This window comes from Aliikangiella coralliicola, assembly GCF_007004725.1.
Lineage (GTDB): Bacteria > Pseudomonadota > Gammaproteobacteria > Enterobacterales > Kangiellaceae > Aliikangiella > Aliikangiella coralliicola.
Genome location: NZ_ML660169.1, coordinates 129380 through 150121, shown reverse-complemented (window position 1 = coordinate 150121; position 20742 = coordinate 129380). Strand labels below are relative to the sequence as shown.

Annotated in this window: 9 protein-coding genes; 6 read left to right on the top strand and 3 right to left on the bottom strand. The window is 41.1% G+C overall.

Annotated elements, in window-relative coordinates; translation table 11 throughout:
* Positions 1–456: 456 nt before the first annotated feature.
* The 3 genes from glsB to FLL46_RS21390 all read right to left on the bottom strand — a co-directional run bounded on the left by glsB (position 457) and on the right by FLL46_RS21390 (position 5486).
* A complete protein-coding gene (gene glsB / locus FLL46_RS21400; RefSeq protein WP_142933546.1) occupies positions 457–1374 on the bottom strand; it encodes a glutaminase B in 918 nt (305 codons plus the stop codon).
* 296 nt (positions 1375–1670) lie between these two features.
* Entirely contained in the window at positions 1671–3803 is a 2133-nt protein-coding gene (locus FLL46_RS21395; protein WP_210418780.1) for a S8 family peptidase, read from the bottom strand.
* Positions 3804–4244: 441 nt separating this feature from the next.
* The gene (locus tag FLL46_RS21390) at positions 4245–5486 is read right to left on the bottom strand and encodes a hypothetical protein (RefSeq protein ID WP_142933544.1); all 1242 of its coding nucleotides are present in this window, start codon (positions 5484–5486) and stop codon (positions 4245–4247) included.
* A gap of 682 nt (positions 5487–6168) precedes the next feature.
* Here FLL46_RS21390 and FLL46_RS21385 point away from each other — a divergent pair.
* The 6 genes from FLL46_RS21385 to FLL46_RS21360 all read left to right on the top strand — a co-directional run bounded on the left by FLL46_RS21385 (position 6169) and on the right by FLL46_RS21360 (position 20740).
* Positions 6169–8718 (top strand): Ig-like domain-containing protein, encoded by a 2550-nt coding sequence (locus tag FLL46_RS21385; RefSeq protein WP_142933542.1) that lies wholly within the window; start codon positions 6169–6171, stop codon positions 8716–8718.
* A gap of 236 nt (positions 8719–8954) precedes the next feature.
* Complete coding sequence (locus tag FLL46_RS21380) at positions 8955–10607, top strand: lytic polysaccharide monooxygenase (protein ID WP_142933540.1); 1653 nt, start codon at positions 8955–8957, stop codon at positions 10605–10607.
* A gap of 332 nt (positions 10608–10939) precedes the next feature.
* Complete coding sequence (locus FLL46_RS21375; protein ID WP_142933539.1) at positions 10940–12328, top strand: gluzincin family metallopeptidase; 1389 nt, start codon at positions 10940–10942, stop codon at positions 12326–12328.
* Between the two features lie 270 nt (positions 12329–12598).
* Entirely contained in the window at positions 12599–15433 is a 2835-nt protein-coding gene (locus FLL46_RS21370) for a coiled-coil domain-containing protein (protein ID WP_142933537.1), read from the top strand.
* Between the two features lie 546 nt (positions 15434–15979).
* A complete protein-coding gene (locus FLL46_RS21365; protein ID WP_168204279.1) occupies positions 15980–18457 on the top strand; it encodes a M6 family metalloprotease domain-containing protein in 2478 nt (825 codons plus the stop codon).
* A 498-nt stretch (positions 18458–18955) separates the two neighbouring features.
* Positions 18956–20740 carry an RCC1 domain-containing protein gene (locus FLL46_RS21360; RefSeq protein WP_142933532.1) on the top strand — a complete coding sequence of 595 codons (1785 nt, stop codon included), beginning with the start codon at positions 18956–18958 and terminating at the stop codon, positions 20738–20740.
* The last annotated feature ends 2 nt before the right edge of the window (positions 20741–20742 follow it).

The following is a 20742-nucleotide window of genomic DNA, read 5'->3' as shown; positions in this document are numbered from 1 at the left end:
GGTATATTGGTTTGAATAAATATTTAATTTTAAATCGGCACGGGAGTCTGATTAATGTTTTCTTTGAAACCAGATGCGACTTCAACTTTGATATTCATTAGCTCTTCAAGAGACAGAACAAAGAGATCCTGGTTGGGAGTTGCATGGATTGAGAAAACAAATAGAAGTGATATCTTTATTGTTAACTTGGCGAGTTTTGGGTAACTGGTCATTGGTAGTAATTAAGAGTTTGTTTGATTCTTAATCCTCTTAATCCTTACGCAGAAAGTTGCCGATTTTTTTTCATATGTCGAAGAGTTTCATTAATTATTAGTCGATAGTTAGTTATCCAATAAAATATAGTCAAGAATGATTAATTTAACAATTAGATTAATCGCTTAACTTTTACTCTGGTTATCTATTTTGATGAAATGATTGACGTTGAACTCACCTGGTTAGTTAAACTGCCAGTCTTAATCAAAATACTGAACTATCCAAAGCTTGCGAAAGTAATTCAAGGGCTGCAGTACCGGCAAGAGAGTTTCCCGCTTCGTTCAATTCTGGCGACCAGACACACACAGAATAACGGCCGGGAATAATGGCGATAATTCCGCCGCCAACGCCACTTTTTCCCGGTAATCCAACTCGAAAAGCAAAGTCACCGGAAGCGTCATAAAGACCGCAGGTTGCTAGCACTGCGTTCACTTTTTTAACATGTTCGGCTGACAATACTTGAACTTTTGAGTCGAGAGAGCTGCCTTTATTTGCCAGGTAAATACTCGCTTTCGCTAGTTCAATACAGTTCATTTCTATCGCGCAGTGGTGTGCGTAACTTTCTAATACCGTTTCGACGTTATTATCAAAGTTTTGATAGGATTTCATTAGATACGCCACGGCGGCATTTCTTGCGCTGTGTTGCATTTCAGAACGGGCTACCTTGGCATCGGTCTTAATACGATAATTTCCAGAGAGTTTTCTTAGTAACTCCAGCAATTGATAATTCGGTGCCGAACAGCGAGACTCCAGCATGTCGCAAATTAATAATGCACCTGCGTTGATAAATGGATTTCTGGGAATTCCCTGCTCAGATTCTAGCTGTATTAACGAGTTAAATTTTTGACCGGAGGGTTCGCGTCCAACTCTTTGCCAAATGTCACTATCATAAATTTTTAATGCGAGAGAGAGCGTAAATACTTTGCAGATACTTTGGATGGAAAAAGGTGTATTGGCATCTCCAGCGCTATAAACTTTTCCGTTAATGTCACAGATGGCGATGCCGAGTTGATTGGGGTTGATGTTTGCTAGTGCAGGTATATAGGCAGCAGTTTTTCCCTGCCCGATTAGCGGTGTAACTTTTTGTAAAATTTTCTCTAGTGTCTCGTTAATATTTTTCATTAGTTTTGTCTGAAATCAGCATGCTTATCGTTTTATTTTTTGAAGTTTTGTTGAAACTGTTGTTTGCGAAAGATAAACAGATTAATTAACCTGAATTTAGATTAATTATATAAGGCTTGCGTTGATTGATCTTGAGAAAAACAGGCTAATTTCTTTTTGTTCTAGCAAATTTTTATGCTGGAATGTTTTTCGGCTTTTTTTTGACAAGTTTTACTGAAAGCCATAAAAAAACCCCGAGTTAACGGGGTTTTTCCTGGTTGTAAACCATGGGTTTACAGAAGTTTAGAGCGATGGAATTATGGCTTCCACTCAACACTAACATTAGCGCCTGAGTAAGTGCGGTAGCCATAGACGCTAACATACCAGGTTCCTGCAGCCGGATTGCTTATGGTACAGGTTTCTGTGTTACCGTTTTTCCATGGTCGACAGTTGTAAGAACTAAGCGTCGGCTGAGAACTCTGTCTAACGTAAAGGTCTGCATCACCGCTACCACCTGACATGTTAACCACTAAGCTAGACATACCTGCAGGAATAGTAATCTGGTGATGTTTCCACGCACCTTGTGAGCCAGAAAGACTGTTGTAGTTAGCTGTTCCACCGTTGTTACCACCGCCAGAATTTTCTGTGTAGCTGGCTGTTAAACTAACGCCTGAGAAGCTGCTATAACCTCGAACCATCACGTGATAAGTACCAGCTTGAACATTTGAAATGTCGCAATTTTCGGTATTACCGCCTTTCCACGGACGACAGTCATAAGTACCGGTTGTTGGCTGACTACCGAATCTGACATAAAGGTCTGCGTCACCGCTACCACCGCTCATTGCGAATTTCAGATTAGTTGCGCCTGCTGGTACGCTAAAGGTGTAACGCAATTCAGCACCTTGAGCACCTTGCAATCCAGTTTTAGCAACACCGTTTGCAAGCTCGTTTCCACCAGGAGGGTTACCACCACCACCGCCTGAGACAGAATCGATAGCTGCTTTAGCGTCAACAATTCCTGAACCACACTGAGAACAGGTGCTAGGGAAACTACGTGCAGTATTTTTTAACGCATTCTCTACTTCTGTTGGCGTGATATTGGGCTTTACTGCATAAAGTAAGGCAGCTGCGCCGGCAACATGAGGTGCTGCCATTGATGTACCCTGACTATAAGAGTAATTATCGTTAGCTGGGCCGTTGGTTCCTGAATTCAAGGTTGAAAGAACACCGTTGCTCGAAGTTGTTTGAGTTAGTTCTCCGCCTGGTGCTGCAACATCAATAGATGCACCATAGTTTGAGTAGTAAGAGCGTCCGCCCGCACGGTTAGTCGCTGCTACGTTGATAACGCCAGGACAGCTTGCCGGTGTGAAGTTAGCAGCGTTGGCGTTTGAGTTACCTGCCGCAACAACAACAGTTGCACCGTTATTTCTAGCTGTATTGATTGCGTTTTGGTAAGTCGTGTTACAAGAACCACCACCACCAAGACTCATGTTAATAACTTTGGCTGGGTTAGCATTGGCTGGTACGCCTGAAACGCTGCCACCAGAAGCCCAGACGATACCTGCAGCGATGTCTGATGTATATCCACCACACTTACCAAGTACACGAACTGGAACAACTTTTGATTTGTAAGCAACACCAGCAACACCACTACTGTTATTGGTGACTGCAGCGATAGTTCCTGCTACGTGAGTTCCGTGCCAGCTTGAATTACGTGCTGGAAGCGGGTTACCGTTTTGGTCATTTCCACACTCGCCGGTAGTGGTTGCGTCACCAGGATCTCTAGCGTCAGAATCACGACCGTTACCGTCGTTAGCTGTAGCGACGTCGGTGATCATGTCATACCCAGGAAGAATATTGGCATTTAAGTCCACATGTGGGCGATAACCAGTATCTAGAACTGCGACAACGACGCCTTCACCCTGAGTGACGTCCCAGGCAGCTGGCATGTTCATACCGCCGGTCGCTTCATAGTAATGCCATTGCAGGTTGTAATGAGTATCGTTCGGCGTTGCCAATGGGTACATTTTCAAATCTGGCTCAGCGTAGAGAACATTTGAGTCAGCCTGAAGTTCGCCGATAAGGCTGTTAAGATCGCTTTGTGATAGCGATTTGTCTAATTTGAATACACCAGCACCATGTGGCGTTTTCTTAACCATTTTGGCGTTAAGTTGACGGCCGATATTGGCACTCCAACGGCTTACTACATTTTGAGTGGTTTGTGCCATTTGGCTGTTCAGAGTCGACAGACCATTTTCTTTGTACTTAACGATGATTTGGTCGGTGACAGCATTGTTGACCGCTGCGTTCATTGCTACGTCAGCAGCAGATGTTTCAAATGTGATGCCTTCGTCAATCGGAGAGGGAGTTTGAGCGAGCGCGTTGCCTACCATTACGCTAATTAAGCTCAGTCCACCTACAAGGATTTTCTTTTTATTAATAAACGTCATTGTTGGTTCCTGTCTTGTTGGTACCGGGGATGGCGTACCTGTTTTTTGTGTAACTGTTATAATTATTTGCCATCATTTTGAGAATTTTTATAAAACATTCTCAGATATGGCTCGGTCCAGTATGGATTAAATATTGCACAGATAGCACGTCATTTTTGCATGCAAAATAATGGTATTATTTACTTGTTTTTATCGCACTGTGAGGTTAGGTGAAAAATTAGGCGAATTCGGCGAAACTTTAGTTTAAAGTATATAATTCAATAAGTTAAACCTACTTTAAGTTGTCGTATAATCGCTAATTCGACGTGATATTATTCTATTGAGATTAGGAGTTTTTAGACTTTAACCGACTGTTCGGAAAGCTGATGAGTTTTTATTCACTGTTATAATTTTTATCGAAGTTTTTGTGAAAATTTCGATTAATTTCTGCGAGTTTTTGAGTTACCCATACTCAAAATAAATTCGGTAGGTAGTAAACCATAACGGATAATCCACGACAATATAATAACCCACTAAATCGCTAAGATTTCGATTATTGGCCCTGGCAGTTGCATTGAGTAGCAAGTTGAGTTCAGGAATTTGAAGTTTAGTTGCCAGGTCCGTTTCACCCGGATTGAATATTTCTAGCTGAATATTGTTAGAAAAGCGATCACTCCAGATTTCTTCAGGGAAGAAGCCGCTTTCTTGTGCGGTGTAGCTAGTTGTGTAGTTTCCTGCTTTAGCAATGGAGTTGGTGGCAAGCCTTTTATCTAGTAACGATATCAATACAATTTTTTGAGACGGGTTTCTGCATTCAACGCCATGAATGGTAATGTCGTGTTGTTGGCTTAAGGGATTAGGTTCAGAAATAGGGTCGATATGGCTGAGAGTTATATCCAGCAGATGCTGCCCTTGTGACATTTCTTTGATGTCATAAATGATTTTATTACCGTCAGGACCGAGTCCCCGGAAACAGCTTTCAATGTTTGGAGAGGAATAGTCTGTGAGTAAAAATTGGCGCGAAGTTTTTTCTGCTGAATGCTGAAGTTGTTCGCTCCGAATCAATTTGGGCTGGTTTAACTGATAGTTTCTTTCATTACCGACAAAGGGTTGGATATAAGGCCGTGCTCTTGAACCAAACTTCAAGCCACGTCGACTGGCAAGCACAACTTCCGATAGGTAGTCAGGGATTGAATCGTTAATCACGGAGCAATCTATACCCAGATTGAGCGTAACTGATTCGTCAATTAACTGGCTGTTCAACTCGAAAATAGTTTTTCTTTTGCTATTATTTTCGTCTGGCTCAAGGGTGCGATTAAAAGCTTTGTCTTCTTTTAATTGAACTTTTAGCTGATTATGGCTAATCCCAAAGTCGATCAATAAAGCTTCAAACTGCCCTATCATTTGATTGAGTTGAATTAAGTGCGGCGTTTCAGGATCTTTTTCAATGACTGCTCTGACAAACTTGTGAAGTCCCTGTGGGGAGGGCATCAGTTGAATAACTTCCAATCCATCGGATGAGGTTAAAACCTGCAAAACTCTCTGGCTGTTTGAACGGCTGATATTAAACCATTTTCCAAGTCCGGTCACAGAACGCGCATTACTCGGGAGTCGATTAATAAATTTTCGAATGATCGATTTGTATCTTTCGCCCTGACGTTCCAGGGTTTTTAGTTGTTTCGGCGTTATTTGCGTAGTGACCATTCAAACCTTGTTTTTTCAGATCTGGAAAATGACTATCTCATTGTATCAGATGTATCGGCGAATTAAAGTGGGATTAGTGGTTTTTGCGGATCTAGATTATGTCACTGAAGGACTCGGAAGTGGTTAATTGACTAATTAAGGTTTGCTTGAAAATAGTGAGACCTGGTTGCCCAACATTATGTGACTTAATTCGCCTGAATTGAAATCTTTCCGTGTATTATCGGATGTAAAATCATTGCGTTAATTTTAGTGAAACAGGCTGAGAAATAACAAAGCGATCAGTCATCTTTATCTGTCGATTTTTACAATATATTTGACTGTGAGATAGCGCTGTCATTTTGAAGGATTCTTTTTAAAAGAGGCATTGAGTCTCAGCAAATGATGACATAACCAATTAGTCTAGCCTCAAAAATAAGATCGGCGTATGCTAGGGCAGGGCACTTTGATATCGAAATTCGGGATAACAGGTTTTGAAAGTCAGGTTTTTGAAATTAGTGATTATCTTTTTTAATCAAAAAAATCCTTTTAAACGAGATAATCATTTTAAATAAAATAGCCGTTTTAAATAAAACAATAAGATTATCAGACAGTTTGGTGCAAGGGAAAAACAAACCACTTATCTTTTACTTAATTGATATCCAAGTAATTCCTTATATTACAAATCAAAATAAAAGGGGAGTCTATGAATCTTTTAGTAAAACGAATCTTGCGAACAGCGCAGCTAATAATAGGACTTTATTTTTTCAGTTTTATGACACAAGCTGCAGAATCTTGCGTTAATCTCGAACAATGGCAAAGTAACAAAGTTTATCACGGTGGAGACCGAGTTCAATATAGCAGTAACGCCTACTCGGCAAACTATTGGACACAAGGTAACAATCCAGAAACTTCCTCAGGGCCATGGGAACATTGGAAACTAGATGGTCCCTGTGACGATCAAAATCAAGCACCTTCGGTTTCTATTTTGTCGCCTGACGATGGTTCTTTTTACGCTGCTGGTGACAGCGTTGTCATAAGCGCGGACGCAAGCGACAGAGATGGAAATGTTGAATCAGTTGAATTTTTTGTTGCGGGATCAAGCGTCGCGAAAATTAATAGCGCACCTTATTCCTATGAATGGACTGCTAGTGGAGATGGGTCAATTGAAATTCGAACCGTTGCAACAGATGATGCGGGTGCGCAGGCTAGTGCTTCGGTGGTTGTTAATGTGGGCGATACCACGAATGTTCCACCAACGATTACGCTAACCAGTCCATCTAACGGGAGTCAATTTAACGTTGGTGATTCTGTCACTGTATCGGCTAACGCCAGTGATTCCGATGGTTCAGTAGAGTCTGTGAGTTTTTACATTGATGATGCGCTGTTAGCGTCTGATTCAACAGCCCCCTATTCGGTGAGCTGGCTGGCTGAAACTGGAACTCATGAAGTCAGGGCCAGTGCTCTGGACGACAAAGGTGCGACGACCAATAGTCTCGTTGCCAATATCACCGTGAATGATGGTAACGGACAAGGAAAGTGCGCTGATGTTCCTGCCTACCAGGTTGGTGGTAATTATAGCGCCGGCGACCAGGTGGTTAATGTCAATCATCTGTATCGGTGTGATATTGCCGGCTGGTGTTCGTCTAACGCGGCCTGGGCATACGAGCCGGGTGTCGGCGCACACTGGCAACAAGCATGGACCGATGAAGGAGAGTGTGGTTCTGCGCCTGAAGTGGTTTTAACTTCTCCGACCGACAATGCTGTTGTGCTTGCCGGCGCTCAGGTTAACTTGCAGGCGACGGCGAATGACGTGGATGGAACGGTTACCCAGGTTGAGTTTTTTGTTAACGATCAATCTGTCGCGGTTGATACTAGCAAGCCTTATGCAGCGAGCTGGACAGCGTCCGGTTCAGGGGAAACCCAAGTGAAGGCGTTAGCAACTGATAACGAAGGTCGGTTATCCAATCCTTCTAGTGTCATGGTGACTGTGAGTGAAGAGCCAATTGTCGCCAGCATTACTTCACCATCTAACGGAACTGTTGTTAAGCAAAACACGGCAATATCCATCACAGCAGACGCTTCGTCGATTACAGGCAATATTACCGAAGTGATATTTATGGTTAACGGGGCCGAGGTTGCCCGTGATACGAGTGCACCATACTCCGCTAGCTGGCAGACTGGGCAGGTTGGCAATTATTCCATTAATGTTAAGGCAACAGATGACCAGAATAATTCTGCTGCGTCGACTGCGGTGAGCGTTCAAGTTGTTGATCAGCAAATCAATGATCATGTCTTAGTAGGCTACTGGCACAATTTTGTGAACGGTGCCGGGTGTCCAATGGACCTTAGCGAGGTTTCCGACGATTGGGATGTCATCGTCATTGCATTTGCAGATAATGATCGAAACAGTAACGGAACGGTTCACTTTAATTTATACAGTGGAGATATTCACAGCACTTGTGACGCGATTGATCCTGATAAATTTAAACAGGATATTTTATCGCTGCAGGCGCGAGGGAAGAAATTAGTATTGTCCCTTGGCGGCGCAGAAGGGACTATTACTTTGAATACTGATTCTGACCAGATTAATTTTGTCAGCAGTCTTACTCAGATTATTCAAGAATGGAAATTTGATGGTCTGGATGTAGATTTAGAAAGCGGCTCAAACCTGATCCACGGTTCGCAAATTCAAGCGCGCTTACCCGGTGCATTAAAGCAAATCCAATCTAATATTGGTGGTCAAATGTATCTTTCAATGGCACCGGAACACCCTTATGTTCAAGGCGGGATGGTCGCTTACTCAGGAATATGGGGAGCATATATTCCGTTGATTGATGAATTGCGTAGCGATCTCGACCTGCTCCATGTCCAACTCTATAACAATGGTGGCTTAACCAATCCTTACACATCTGGCGTCGCACCAGAAGGTTCTATCGATATGATGGTGGCGGCTTCGCGAATGTTAATCGAAGGATTTGAGTTGGCTGACGGCTCTCAATTTCAACCACTTCGCGCTGATCAGGTGGCGATAGGTCTTCCTTCCGGCCCCAGCTCTGCTAATTCCGGGCAAGCGAGTATCGCTAACATTGTCGCGTCACTCGATTGCATCATGCTCGGTACTAGCTGTGACTCTTTTGATGCCGGTGGTGTTCACCCAACTTTTGGCGGTGTAATGACCTGGTCTATCAATTGGGATAAACATGATGGATTTAATTTTTCAAAACCAGTAGCGGCAAGATTGCGCGATAAATAAGAGGAGGTTATCAACCTGAATTCTTATTTTCGAGTTCAGGTTAATCAAAGTGTCAATAAAATTTGGGTTCGACTTTTCAATTCTGTTTTCTCGCATAGCGACGGCTACAAAATTAAATGTCGAACCCGCAAAAAAGAAACAGAAGTATGCGGGGCTTTAGCTCCAAATAAATAATAAAAATCATTAGGTAAATCTGAGCGGTATTGCCTTTTTAAAAACCTAAAGAGGAGGCCATAATGAATCGTTCATTAATGCTCGCGTGTGCGCGAGTTAAAAAAATATCGATCATTTCAAAAGTAATTTCATTTTTTTCCATCATTCTTTTTTCCAGCCTGTTACATGGTCATGGCTATGTTGATCATCCAAAAGCAAGACAACAATTTTGCGTTGACGATGGGGGATATTGGTGGCCGGATGACGGCTCTGCCATTCCTAACGAAGCTTGTAGAATGGCGTTTTTAGAGTCAGGAACATTTCAATTTGTGCAAAATATTGAGTTTGCTGCCAATGTAACTGACTATCACAATCTTGATGCAGTTAAAGCCGTGGTGACCGATGGTAATTTGTGCTCGGCGGGTGATAACGCCAAGCGGGGCATGAATCTTCCATCAACCCATTGGCAAAGAACCACGATCGAACCTGATAGCAATGGAGAGTTTGATTTCATTTTTTATGGCGCGACGCCGCACAACCCTAGCTTCTGGGAATTTTACTTAACTAAGCCGGGTGTCGATATCGATAATAAAGCACTCACCTGGAATGATATTGAGTTAATTGATAGTAAAGGGAATATTCCCATTAGCCAGGTTGGTGGACGTAATGTTTATCTAGCCAAGGTTAAAATTCCGGTAGGCCGAACCGGTGATGCCATTCTTTATACTCGTTGGCAGCGGAACGATATTGCCGGTGAGGGATTCTATAACTGTAGCGATATTACTATCAGTGGTTCGACTAATCCGCCGTTTGAATGGCATGATAAAGGCTACTATGTTAAGCAGGGAACAGAGGCACAAGCTGGTGATGAGATCTGGTTTAGAGTGTTTGATACTAATGGTAATGAAGTCGTGTTCGAAAAACTCGCAATTTCAGAGTCTAATCAGTCTCAAGCAATTTGGGCGGAACAGTTAGCGACACAGGTCAATCAAACCCATCAACAAATCACTCAAATCGGAGTAAGAAATTCAGAAGACATTATTGAATATAGCGCGGCTGACACCTTGACGAATAAAGTCTGGGTAAAAAATAATAATTATACTTTTGCACTCGATGTGAAAAAGCCAACCACCAATCAGCCACCACAGGTTTCTCTAGATGCTCGTTTTGAAGTTAACGCGGGTGAGTCAATCAACATCACTGTGAGCGCTTCAGATCCGGAAAATACACCATTGAGTTATCGTTGGAATGTTCCCGCTGAACTAAGAGCGACTAACACTGACATGGCCACGGTGAACATTCAGGCAAATACTCCGGCACAAACTACAAACTATTCTATTTCGGTAGTAGTTTCTGATGGTGAAAATGACGTTTCTGCTTCAACCACTTTAGCGGTCATTGTTGAAACCGGCGGGTGTCAAACGACAGATCCGGATGCGGCCAACCACCCAGCTTGGGAAGCGAGTAAAACTTATCAGCAAGGCAATAAAGTCAGTTTCAACCAACTTGTGTGGCAAGCCAATTGGTGGAATCAGAACTCTCAGCCCTCAGCAGCAAACGAAGTCTGGAAGTTGTTAAGCGATGTTGAACTAGGTTGGCAATCGGGCATTGCCTACAATGCAGGGGATGAAGTCGATCACCAGGGGCGACGTTGGAAAGCACAGTGGTGGACCAAGGCTGAACCGGGCAAAGCGTCGGTGTGGCAAGATATTGGTCCGGCGAAATGCGGTTCATGATACTAGATATAAAATAATCATTGGAGTTGTTTTATCCGGCCACATTTCATTCAGTTAGTGTGGCCTTTTTTATTGGATGCGGTTTGGAACTTACATCCTGAAAATCCATAATTCTGAAAAGTTTGTTGACATATTTTGATATTGTACTCAATATGTTTTTGTGTTGTTTGAGAATACCGATTTGAGGGACTTATCTAAAGTCGACGCTTTTAACCTCTTCTTACTAACGCGGTTCATTTATACAAATTAAACACCTACAAATAATATTTTATGCAGGCATTCTAGCGATACGTTAAATTTTGTTCTGGCTGTTAAATTATCAAGGAAAATTGATGAAGTTTGTTCTATGTTTACTCTCTTTTATTTCAAGTATGGTCTTCGCAAATGAAAAAGTACCTTTACTAACTGGAACAGTGAAAATATCAGTCGCAAATGGAACTATAGACAGTGATTTTATCTTGAAAGACATACCCAAGATAGAGGATTATGTGATATTACTCAATGCTGGTTTCAATATTGAGTACTTTAGAAATCATTCGAAACAATATAACTATTCTTTCAAAAAATATTATAGCGAGAACTCTTTTTCCAATAGTTTTAGCTACTACCTTCCTGATAGTTCAGGAAAGAAAAAATTTATTCCTGATTCTTTACAACTCAAATACACGGGAAAGTTTCCGGTTGTTGTTGATCTGAGCAAAACAGATGACTATTCCGACTGGAAAGGAAATATTGCATTTAATGGTAAAACAATCAGGACTGATGGGGCGCAAACAGGATGGTATCCGATTTTATATGATATAGAGAAAGACAAATATTACTATAAATTGAGGTACAACATAGAGGTTACTTGTGACGATTGCGATTCAATATATGTTAATGGAAGTGACCCTCTCTCCGGTAATAAAGGTCGATTCAAGAACGAAAAACCGACAGAAGTAATTTTGTTTGCAGGCAAATACCAATTCGAGAAGCATGATGGAAGTTACTTTCTAAATTCTGGATTGACTAAGCAACAAATAGAAAAGTTAGCAGGCTTTGTGAAAACATATCAACAACATTATGAAAAAATGTTATCTATTCCTTATGGCGATAGTATTGTCTATATACAAACTACTCCGGTTTGCAAAAAGAGAGCATGGAAATTTATTTCATATCCAGCGATGGTTTCAATTGGGCATGAAGGACATGGTTTAAAAGACTTGTTTAGGAAAGATAAGATTAATGATAACAAGCAAACTATAGCTCATGAGTTAGCGCATTATTACTTTGCCAGCTTTCGGCAGTTTAATTCGGAGCTTGGTGATATGATTACCGAGTCTTTTTCGGAATATTTGGCGCTAAAAACGATTCAGAAGTTTGTCGATGGAAATGCTTATGCCAGCGCGGTTGAAAAGAAAATCAATGAACTAGCTGGTAGCCAGTTTATGCCAGTCGGAAATATCACTAGTCACAAGGATTATGGTAACAGAAATACTTATGTATATATCTATGGTCCTACTGTTTTGCTGGCGATAGAAAAAGAAATTGGCGAGAAAAACATGTGGTTGTGGATGAATAAAGTCTTATCCGTTAACTCTGAGCGTACCGATTATGAGTTTATCGTTAAAATGTTGGGCGAAGTGCTGGGTGATGAAAAGAAATTAAAGTTTCTCACACGAACTTATTTCACTGGCGATCAGGTCTTAACTAATATCAAAAAAGCACTATACTCGAATTAAAAAGAAGGTACGCTTTTAGAAATTAACGTTTAAGCGATAGTTAACACGTTGGGAGATGACGAAACAAGAAAGTAACCAGTTGATACAGGTCATTTCCAAATGATAGTTAATAGAGTATGTCGCCGAATTAAACTTGTGAGTGTTTATTCATTGTCAGTTCATTGTAAGGTAGTATTATAAGTAGTGATTACTTAATTTATTGATATTGTGAACAATACTAAGTGTTAGCTATAACATAATTCAAATATATAAAGGCTACATGGAGCATTAATGAACTCACTTTCCTTCCTTTTCATTCGGGCAATTCCCTTCATTATTTTTCTATTGCTAGTGTGTATTAGCACTTCGCCATTGGCTGATGGTGAAAGTTCGAATGCTATTGAATCTGATTACGACAAGACTGTTTACAACAAAGCAAAAACTTTTGTCGAAAAATTATCACGCCGTTTTGACAAGCTTGAAAATCGCTGGACCAGACTGTTTGAAGACAGAGTGTTTTACCTCGGAGTCGCAACCACACGCGAGGATCTCATCAATAAAGCGACAGGTCGAACAACGGACTTTCAGCGATACGATTCCGTGTTAGAAAAATACCGCAATTGGCAAGCGTACCAGGATACATCGGCACGAGACTATTTCAGACGTAATATCGCTGCATTAATTAATAACTCGGTCAATCAAACCTGGCGCATGCAACAAGATGAAGCCTGGTACCGAATTAAAACGATTGAATTTGAGTTTTTCGATACGCCGGAATTCAAGACTTTCGATAAGGAACTAGCAAAGATTGGTAAGCGTTATGGTTATGTTGGCAAGGAGTATCAGGCGGCTGTTTCCGCGTTTAAAAACAAAATAGCGGTTGTTGAAAATAAAAAGAGAAATAAGGCCCTGAAAGATTACAAAAATTTAACCGGGGAAATGCTTGAGCGACGCCGAGAACTGGTCGCTGCAAGCTGGGCGTGGGTTGCTTTATTTAAAAAGCTCGGCGATACCAACTCAGCACTTGCGATTAAAAAAAATCTCTACACTGAGCTGGCGGTCGACCTGCGTTATCGTCATAAACCGGTTCATAAAGAATTGGGGATAGATTTTTTTACCTGGGATTCCACCTTAGATGTGTGGCATAGAAAAACACAACCTCAAGACAGGCTGCGACTAAACATCTACGCACTACCCAAGGAGACTCAATATTTTTTTAGTATGCAGGATGATTTTTTCAACGAGCGAGTTGATTCTGTTAAAGCCATTGCTTTAGATGATAAACCCGTCACTTATCGTATTGCAAAAATCGAGCTTGATGATATCCCGTGGTTTACTAGTTTCGCTCAACTTAAGCAAGATATCACTAACACTAAAATTGAACTCAAAGACACCAAACAACGAGTTGAACAGAATGCGCTGGTCGTTAAGAAATTGAAAGAAAAACTAGTCGCGTCGAAACAACAACAGGAACGCTTTACTGCCAGACTAAAACAAGCCAAGGCGTTTATTGAAAGGCAAAAAAGTAACTATCCCAAAGAGCTCGAATTACATTTGAACAGTAGTGAATATCTTCAACAACATATTGACTCGATTAATCAATTAATGAAACAGCTTGATGGTGAGAAAAACTCGGCTGAGCTTTTAGCGCTAGCAAAAGAAGAGGAAGCCCTTTTACAACAGAAAAAGGTGAGTGATGATATTCTTAAAAAATACCGCGATAGTAATCAAAAAATCCAAAAACAAATGTTTGAGGCCAGTAAGCTATTAGGTGAAAAAAACAGCCAGCTAATTGCCTATCAACATCAGGTTCGAATCGCTAAACGTGATCTAAGTTACGCTAATGCGAGACTGGAAAGCAGTAATCAGGAGGTGGAGCAACTTCAGCAGATTTTAGCGCCACTGGAAAAAGCAAAAAAGAAATTTGAAAAAATAGGTAAAGATATTGAGTCTAAGGGAACATTGGTCAATCATATTACTGTTTATGCTGATAATAAAATGAAGCTAAGTACTCATCGTTGGGCGCCCGGTGACGTATTGCCAGAGTTGGAGGCCGAAATTAGACAGGCGCGTCGTCGGTTGGCTGACGCAAAACAAGGATTAACCAGGGCCAGTGCACAATTTACTAATGCATTAGAGTATGCACAGGCAGAGTTGTCTCAGTTGACGCGAGTTATTTTAGGAGCTGCCTATAGCCAGGCCGTTATTGAAATTGCAGATTTTGCTTATGATGTATTAAAAGCCAATAAAAATGGCGGGCCGCCTGCAGCATTGGTTGAAGCTTTGTACAAATTGGCTGAGCAGAAGGTTACTGGGAACCAACCAATCGAAACGCTGAGTGATCAAGCAGTAAAAGACATTGAAACTGAAGTGCGTCTTGATCTTGCGAGGCAGGTGAGTGCTTCTATTCGGGCAAAAACGAAAGACATACCGGGTTACATTAAAACACGGACATTTGAGGAAACTATAGGAAATTATGGGAAGTCGGTTGCCCTTAAAACTAAGTTAGCTGGATGGGCGCAAACTATGGTAAGAGATAATAGAGCCTATTCGTTGCAACAGTTTTACAAAAATACGCCAGACCTGAGTAAACATCTTAAAACAATGCGTGCGAAACAAAAAGCGCTCGATCTTGCGCAAACCCAGCTTGAAAACCTTCAGAAACCTTTTAGTTTTGATGTTAAAGAGATTGCTGGTAACTATGCAAAGGATTTCGCGAAAGATTGGGCCAAGAGCATTTTAAAAAATGCAGAACACGCAGCCTGGTATAAATATTACCTGGCAGACATTAAAGCGAGAGCGCTTCATCCCACCTGGCAAGAATGGCAAAGGTTATACTTTGATACGCAAGACGAGTTAGCAGGGTTACTAAAAGCGAGGGAGATCCTGTTGAAAGGATATGATAAGAATACAGGATTTAAGGCTAATTTAAATCGTTCTTTTGAAAAAGGGCAAGTACTCAGAATTTTGTTAGAGGTTGATGGTTATGATACGGAATATGAAGTTTTCCTGAACAACGAAAAAGCTTCGTCTGATGACTATCGTCGCTTCCGAGTAGAAAGTAATTACATTAATGCCAAAAATCCTGAGCTCACCTTAACGATTAAGGAAGAATCAAAACGGTAGCTAGCGCTGAATCAATATAAATTCATTGAGGCTGGTGGTTGTTTTCTGATTGTTTTGCAAACAATACACGCAGCTTTTAATCTGAAAAACTCAATAATTAAAAAAACGTAAGAACTTTTTAATATATATTTTCGAATAATTGTTTTGGTCGAAGTTCTGTAACAAAAGTGAAGCTTATCATTCCGCAGCCATAAAGATTATTCCCGTTTTAAAAAAAACTGTACATATAAAAGCAAAAGATCTTGAATTTCTTTTAATCGTTCTGCTCATAAAAAATTTACTTCTTGTTTTTTTATCATGATGGTCAGCCTTTCTGTTTTAGTTTTTTTGTAAAAAAAATATCGCATATAAAATCAAATTTAAAAACTAAACGCGTTCATTTTTCATTAACAATCTCTGGTTAGGATAACGCTGTCATTTAGCGAAGGCATGTTAACCGCTTCTCTGAATAGACAGTTATCAGCGCAGTCGTTAATCCAGAATTTATTTGATTCTGAAATGCGCACTGCATTACATCCTGTTTTTAAAATGAGAGTTGGATTAGTGATGAAAAAAATATTTAAGCCACTATTAACCGGGGTGGCACTTTCGATGTTGTCGACTTCGGTGTTCGCTGATTATGTGAAAAATCAAGCCACTGAAGTAAATTTACCTGATGGTTCTTCAATCACTGTTTATATTACCGGTGATGAGTATTACAAAGAAGTTCGCTCAGGTGATGGACGTCTTTTAACGTTGGGTGATGATGGATATGTTTATTACGCTCAGCTCAATGCAGATGGCACTGATCTCGAGCCGAGCACATTAAAATTTCAAAAAGTACAGTCGGCCAGCGTAAATCGAATGCCGATTGTCAACTTACCTGAATCAGTTATTAAAGCAAAGCGAGCGGCTGCTATCGCCGAAAATCAAATGGACAAGCCGGTTGCTAATCGCGCGGCATCCGTTACTGCTGATGACCACCTTTTGGGTGACGTTGTCGGTGCGACTGTTATCGTTGACTTTTCAGACGATCCTGCTGCTTTTAGTAAGGATCAGGTCGAAGATCTGTTAAATGGGCAAAATTATTCTGAATTCGGAAATCAGGGATCCGTTAACGAGTATTTCAAAGATATTTCTGGTAACAAACTTAACTATACGAATCTTGTAACTCATTATTATCGCGCAGCTCATCCTAAATCAGTTTATAACGATCCCAGAAGTGGAGTCGGCAGAAGAGATCTGGTTAAGGAAGTGATCGATTTCTTAATGAGTAGTGGTGTTGATACTAGTCGCCTGAGTGTCGACAAAGATGGCCGAGTGCATTCTTTAAATATCTTTTACGCGGGCTACCCGAATACGCCTTGGTCAAAAGGTTTGTGGCCTCATCGCGGATGGTACAATTATGAGAAAGACGGGGTCAAATTTAGCAACTATCAAATGACTTCAATGAACCGCTCTCTCAGTATTGGTGTTTTTGCTCACGAAAATGGGCATATGCTGGCCGATTGGCCTGATCTTTATGATTATGGTCATGATTCATCTGGAACAGGTAGCTACGACCTTATGTCTGACAGCGGTGGTACATCGCCAATGCCGCCGAATCCTTATTTTCGTTGGTTAGCAGGTTGGGAAACTTTAATTGAACTTAACCCGGCGGTTGATGCGGGAGCTCCTGTAGGTTTACTTAGTGCGACTGCACACAGTAATACCAGTTATGTGTACTCAAACCCTGATAACACGAATGAATTTTTCTTTTTGGAAAACATACATCGAAGTGGCCGTTATATGCGCACACCGGATGAGGGTTTGATGATATGGCACGTCGATAAATTTGGTAACAATAGCTCGCAAGATGGAACACCATATAACCATTATATGGTTAGTGTTGAGCAGGCTGATGGCCGTAAAGATCTTGAAAATCACCGTAATTATGGCGATCAAAATGATCTCTTCGATGAAGGAGTTGAATATCAATTTAATGATATCAGTCGCGCTGCAGGCGTGTGGTGGGATCGTTCAGTTTCTAATATTAATATCAACACTGTGAGTAAGCCCGGAGAAACGATTACTTTTCGATCCGAAGGCGTCGGCGTTGTCGATATGAACAATATCAACATGGGTGAAACGCTTTATCCTGTTAATGCAATTACTAGTACACCAAAATATTATCGTCTCGAATTACCCGATGATACTTTCAGTTTTACCGTTGAAACTTTTGGTGGTGCTGGTAATGTGGATCTTTACGTGCGTAAAGGTGAGTTACCTACTGCGACTGAAAGTGATTGTATTTCTAAAGGTGAAACCAACGAGGAATCGTGCGAACTGAGAACGTCTATTTTTGATTATGTTAAAACCTATTATATTATGGCCGTGGGTTCACCTGTTGCTGCTAATTTTAATCTGAAAGTTACTTCTAAGACTGGCGAAATTGTTGAAATATACAGCGGTGTTCCAGTCGAGAACTTGAACGGGGAAGCAGGCTCTGAGAAATATTTCAAGCTAACACGTCCGTTTGGATTACCTTTTTATAATTGGTACACCTTCATGGAAACCACCACAGAAACTGGCGAGATCAAGACTCAGATAAAGAACAACGACATACCGTCTGATGACAATTTTGATTGTGAGTACACGTCGCTATCAACTGAGCCATGTATTACTAGTTCTTCAAATGATTATCTTCGTTTAGTTGGTGTGAGTGATTACACCGGCGGTACACTTTCTGCCAGACAAATTTCTACGCTTCGATTATTTGGTAGTTTTGATTACGACGCAGACGTGAGTGCCAATGAAGAACACCTTTATAATTACTGGGTAGCGAAAGGTTATGAAGCAACAATTGACTTATCAGCTGCAAGCGGTGACGCCCAGTTGTTCGTGAGAAAATCTCTTCCAGTAGTCGGTGAAGAATATGATTGTGTGGTTTCAACAAATGATGGTAATACCTGCCCAATGGTTGGTGGTAATCATGAAATTTTATTGAGAACTAACACTGATGTATCTGGTTTAAGAATTGAACTCATCGAATCAGAAATAGACTGAGTTGTTCAATCATTATTGGATAACCAATTGACGTTTAATCAACCATCCTGAAAATTTCAGGATGGTTGATTATAGTTAACGTCAGAAACGATTCATCTCGTGCTAACGTACAAACGCTTCAGAACTAATACTGATGTTGAAAATCTGAAGATTGGAATTGTTGAATAGCATGGTTGATTTTTAGGCAAGTTACTCGGAAAGGTGTTCGATAGTTGCTGGATAGTTTTTTGTATTGTTTTTGCTCTTATTAGTATCGTTTTCTTCTTAATAATAAAGGTATTAAATTAGAAAGTTTTCCTATTTCAATATAGCTATAAACATCGACTAAATTTTATTCATCTCATAGTAAGATAAAAAACAAATTTATTTTATTTGTCACTTTTTATTCATTGAAAAAAATATCGTTTTATATAGTCTGTCAAATTCGTTACGCGTGTTGAAAATAAGGTAACGAAATTAGGGGTTGTAAACTTTAAATCATTTTTTAAGGAATAAATTATGAAATCATTTTTAATGTCGATGATATTGGGTGTTTCACTCACACTATCTACTGATGGCCATGTTGAGGTGTTGAGCGACAGCGGACTAAATAACATCAATGTAATCGAACAGCCTGCGGTGGCAGGTATCCAGTCTCGCTTGTCGAGCCTTTCAGCGAGTCGAAAAAATAATTGTGTAATAAAAAACAGCAAGTATCTATTGTGTTGGGGACGAAATGGTTTTCAGGAGTGGGATGGAGAAAATATCTATCAACTTCCTATTAGTGAAAACCTGACCAGAGCTAATCTGGTTGCAACGGGTGACGCTCATACTTGTTGGGTTTACAAAAATGAAATTCAGTGTCTTGGTGAGAAGTGGGATGATAAGTTAAATGCGCCGAAATTATCTGATCCCATTGTTGCTATAGATGCGGGAGGCAACCATACCTGCGTAATGACACAAGACGATATCAAATGTTGGGGAAGTAATTATTACGGTCAAAACATACTGCCAGAAAACTTTTCCAATCCAACCGCGCTAAGTGCCGGCGGCGCACACACCTGTGCGATTGGTGACAATGAGCTGAAATGTTGGGGAGATAATACTTATGGTCAGTCTACGGTTCCTGAAGGTTTGACTAGCGTAAGCAGCCTATCTGCTGGTCAGCATCATACTTGTGCCGTTGATTCTGGTGAAGTGCACTGTTGGGGAAGAAATGATAATGGACAGACTGATGTTCCTTATTCTCTGGCTGACGTATCAGCGGTCTCTGCCGGTGATAAAAACACCTGTGCCATCACCACGGCAGGCGTTGTCTGCTGGGGCAATGAGCAAGGTGACAGTGAGCATCAGATCGTGAATGTACCGAGCGGCCTGATTAACCCAACTCAAATTTCTGTTGGAAGCGATCACGCCTGTGCTGTGCATGATACTCGTAAGCTCGCTTGCTGGGGACAGGGGCAAAATGGTGAAACAGTGGTTCCTGAATTTTCTCTTCCAATTAAGAAAATAGTCAGTGGTCAAAACTATTTATGCTTCCAAAATGTACGTTCACTCACCTGTACAGGAAATGCGAATATTATCCCACCAACGCGCTACTACACACCACTAAAAAGTGACGCAAAAGTTGAAGGTGGAAGAAGCCATGTTTGTGTGTTGCAAAATAAAAAATTAGAGTGCTGGGGTGACAATCGATTTGGGCAAATAGATATACCAGAAAGTATTACGAAGCCTTCCGATTTTAATGCCGGTGGGTCAAACACCTGCGCTGTACAAAATGGCAAAGTGACTTGTTGGGGACGTGAACCCTCAGTCAACAATGTGCCTGAGAGTGTTAGCTTTCCTGATCAGATTGATGTGGGTGGCGAACATGCTTGTGTGATAAAAAATAACGAAGTTAGTTGTTGGGGAATCGATGAGTTTTATGCGACAAAGCCACCGGCAACGCTTTCTAACCCTTCTGCATTGTCATTGGGGTCTTATCATAGCTGCGCGCTCGACGATTCTGGTGTGGTTTGCTGGGGTGCAGAAGAAGCATGGGGCTACGACTACGGACAGGCTATCGTTCCTGACACATTGTCTAATCCGACCGCGATTTCTGCCGGCGAAGCTCACACCTGTGCAATTGATGACACAGGTTTGGTTTGTTGGGGGGCGGAAGGCCTTGATGAAGGATTAGATCAAGTCGTTAAATTTCCAGAAGGTATGGGCCGGCCAACAGCCATCGGAGGTCAATATTTTACCGGATGTGCCGCAGGTAAACGTCGCGTCAATTGTTGGGGAGTTGATCCAATTCAGCGATAAGT

Excerpts from the sequence above, each read along its gene's own strand:
- glsB (WP_142933546.1), bottom strand. The coding sequence starts at position 1,374 with ATGAAAAATATTAACGAGACACTAGAGAAAATTTTACAAAAAGTTACA.
- FLL46_RS21395 (WP_210418780.1), bottom strand. The coding sequence starts at position 3,803 with ATGACGTTTATTAATAAAAAGAAAATCCTTGTAGGTGGACTGAGCTTA.
- FLL46_RS21365 (WP_168204279.1), top strand. The coding sequence starts at position 15,980 with ATGAAAAAAATATTTAAGCCACTATTAACCGGGGTGGCACTTTCGATG.
- FLL46_RS21385 (WP_142933542.1), top strand. The coding sequence starts at position 6,169 with ATGAATCTTTTAGTAAAACGAATCTTGCGAACAGCGCAGCTAATAATA.
- FLL46_RS21360 (WP_142933532.1), top strand. The coding sequence starts at position 18,956 with ATGAAATCATTTTTAATGTCGATGATATTGGGTGTTTCACTCACACTA.
- FLL46_RS21370 (WP_142933537.1), top strand. The coding sequence starts at position 12,599 with ATGAACTCACTTTCCTTCCTTTTCATTCGGGCAATTCCCTTCATTATT.
- FLL46_RS21380 (WP_142933540.1), top strand. The coding sequence starts at position 8,955 with ATGAATCGTTCATTAATGCTCGCGTGTGCGCGAGTTAAAAAAATATCG.
- FLL46_RS21390 (WP_142933544.1), bottom strand. The coding sequence starts at position 5,486 with ATGGTCACTACGCAAATAACGCCGAAACAACTAAAAACCCTGGAACGT.
- FLL46_RS21375 (WP_142933539.1), top strand. The coding sequence starts at position 10,940 with ATGAAGTTTGTTCTATGTTTACTCTCTTTTATTTCAAGTATGGTCTTC.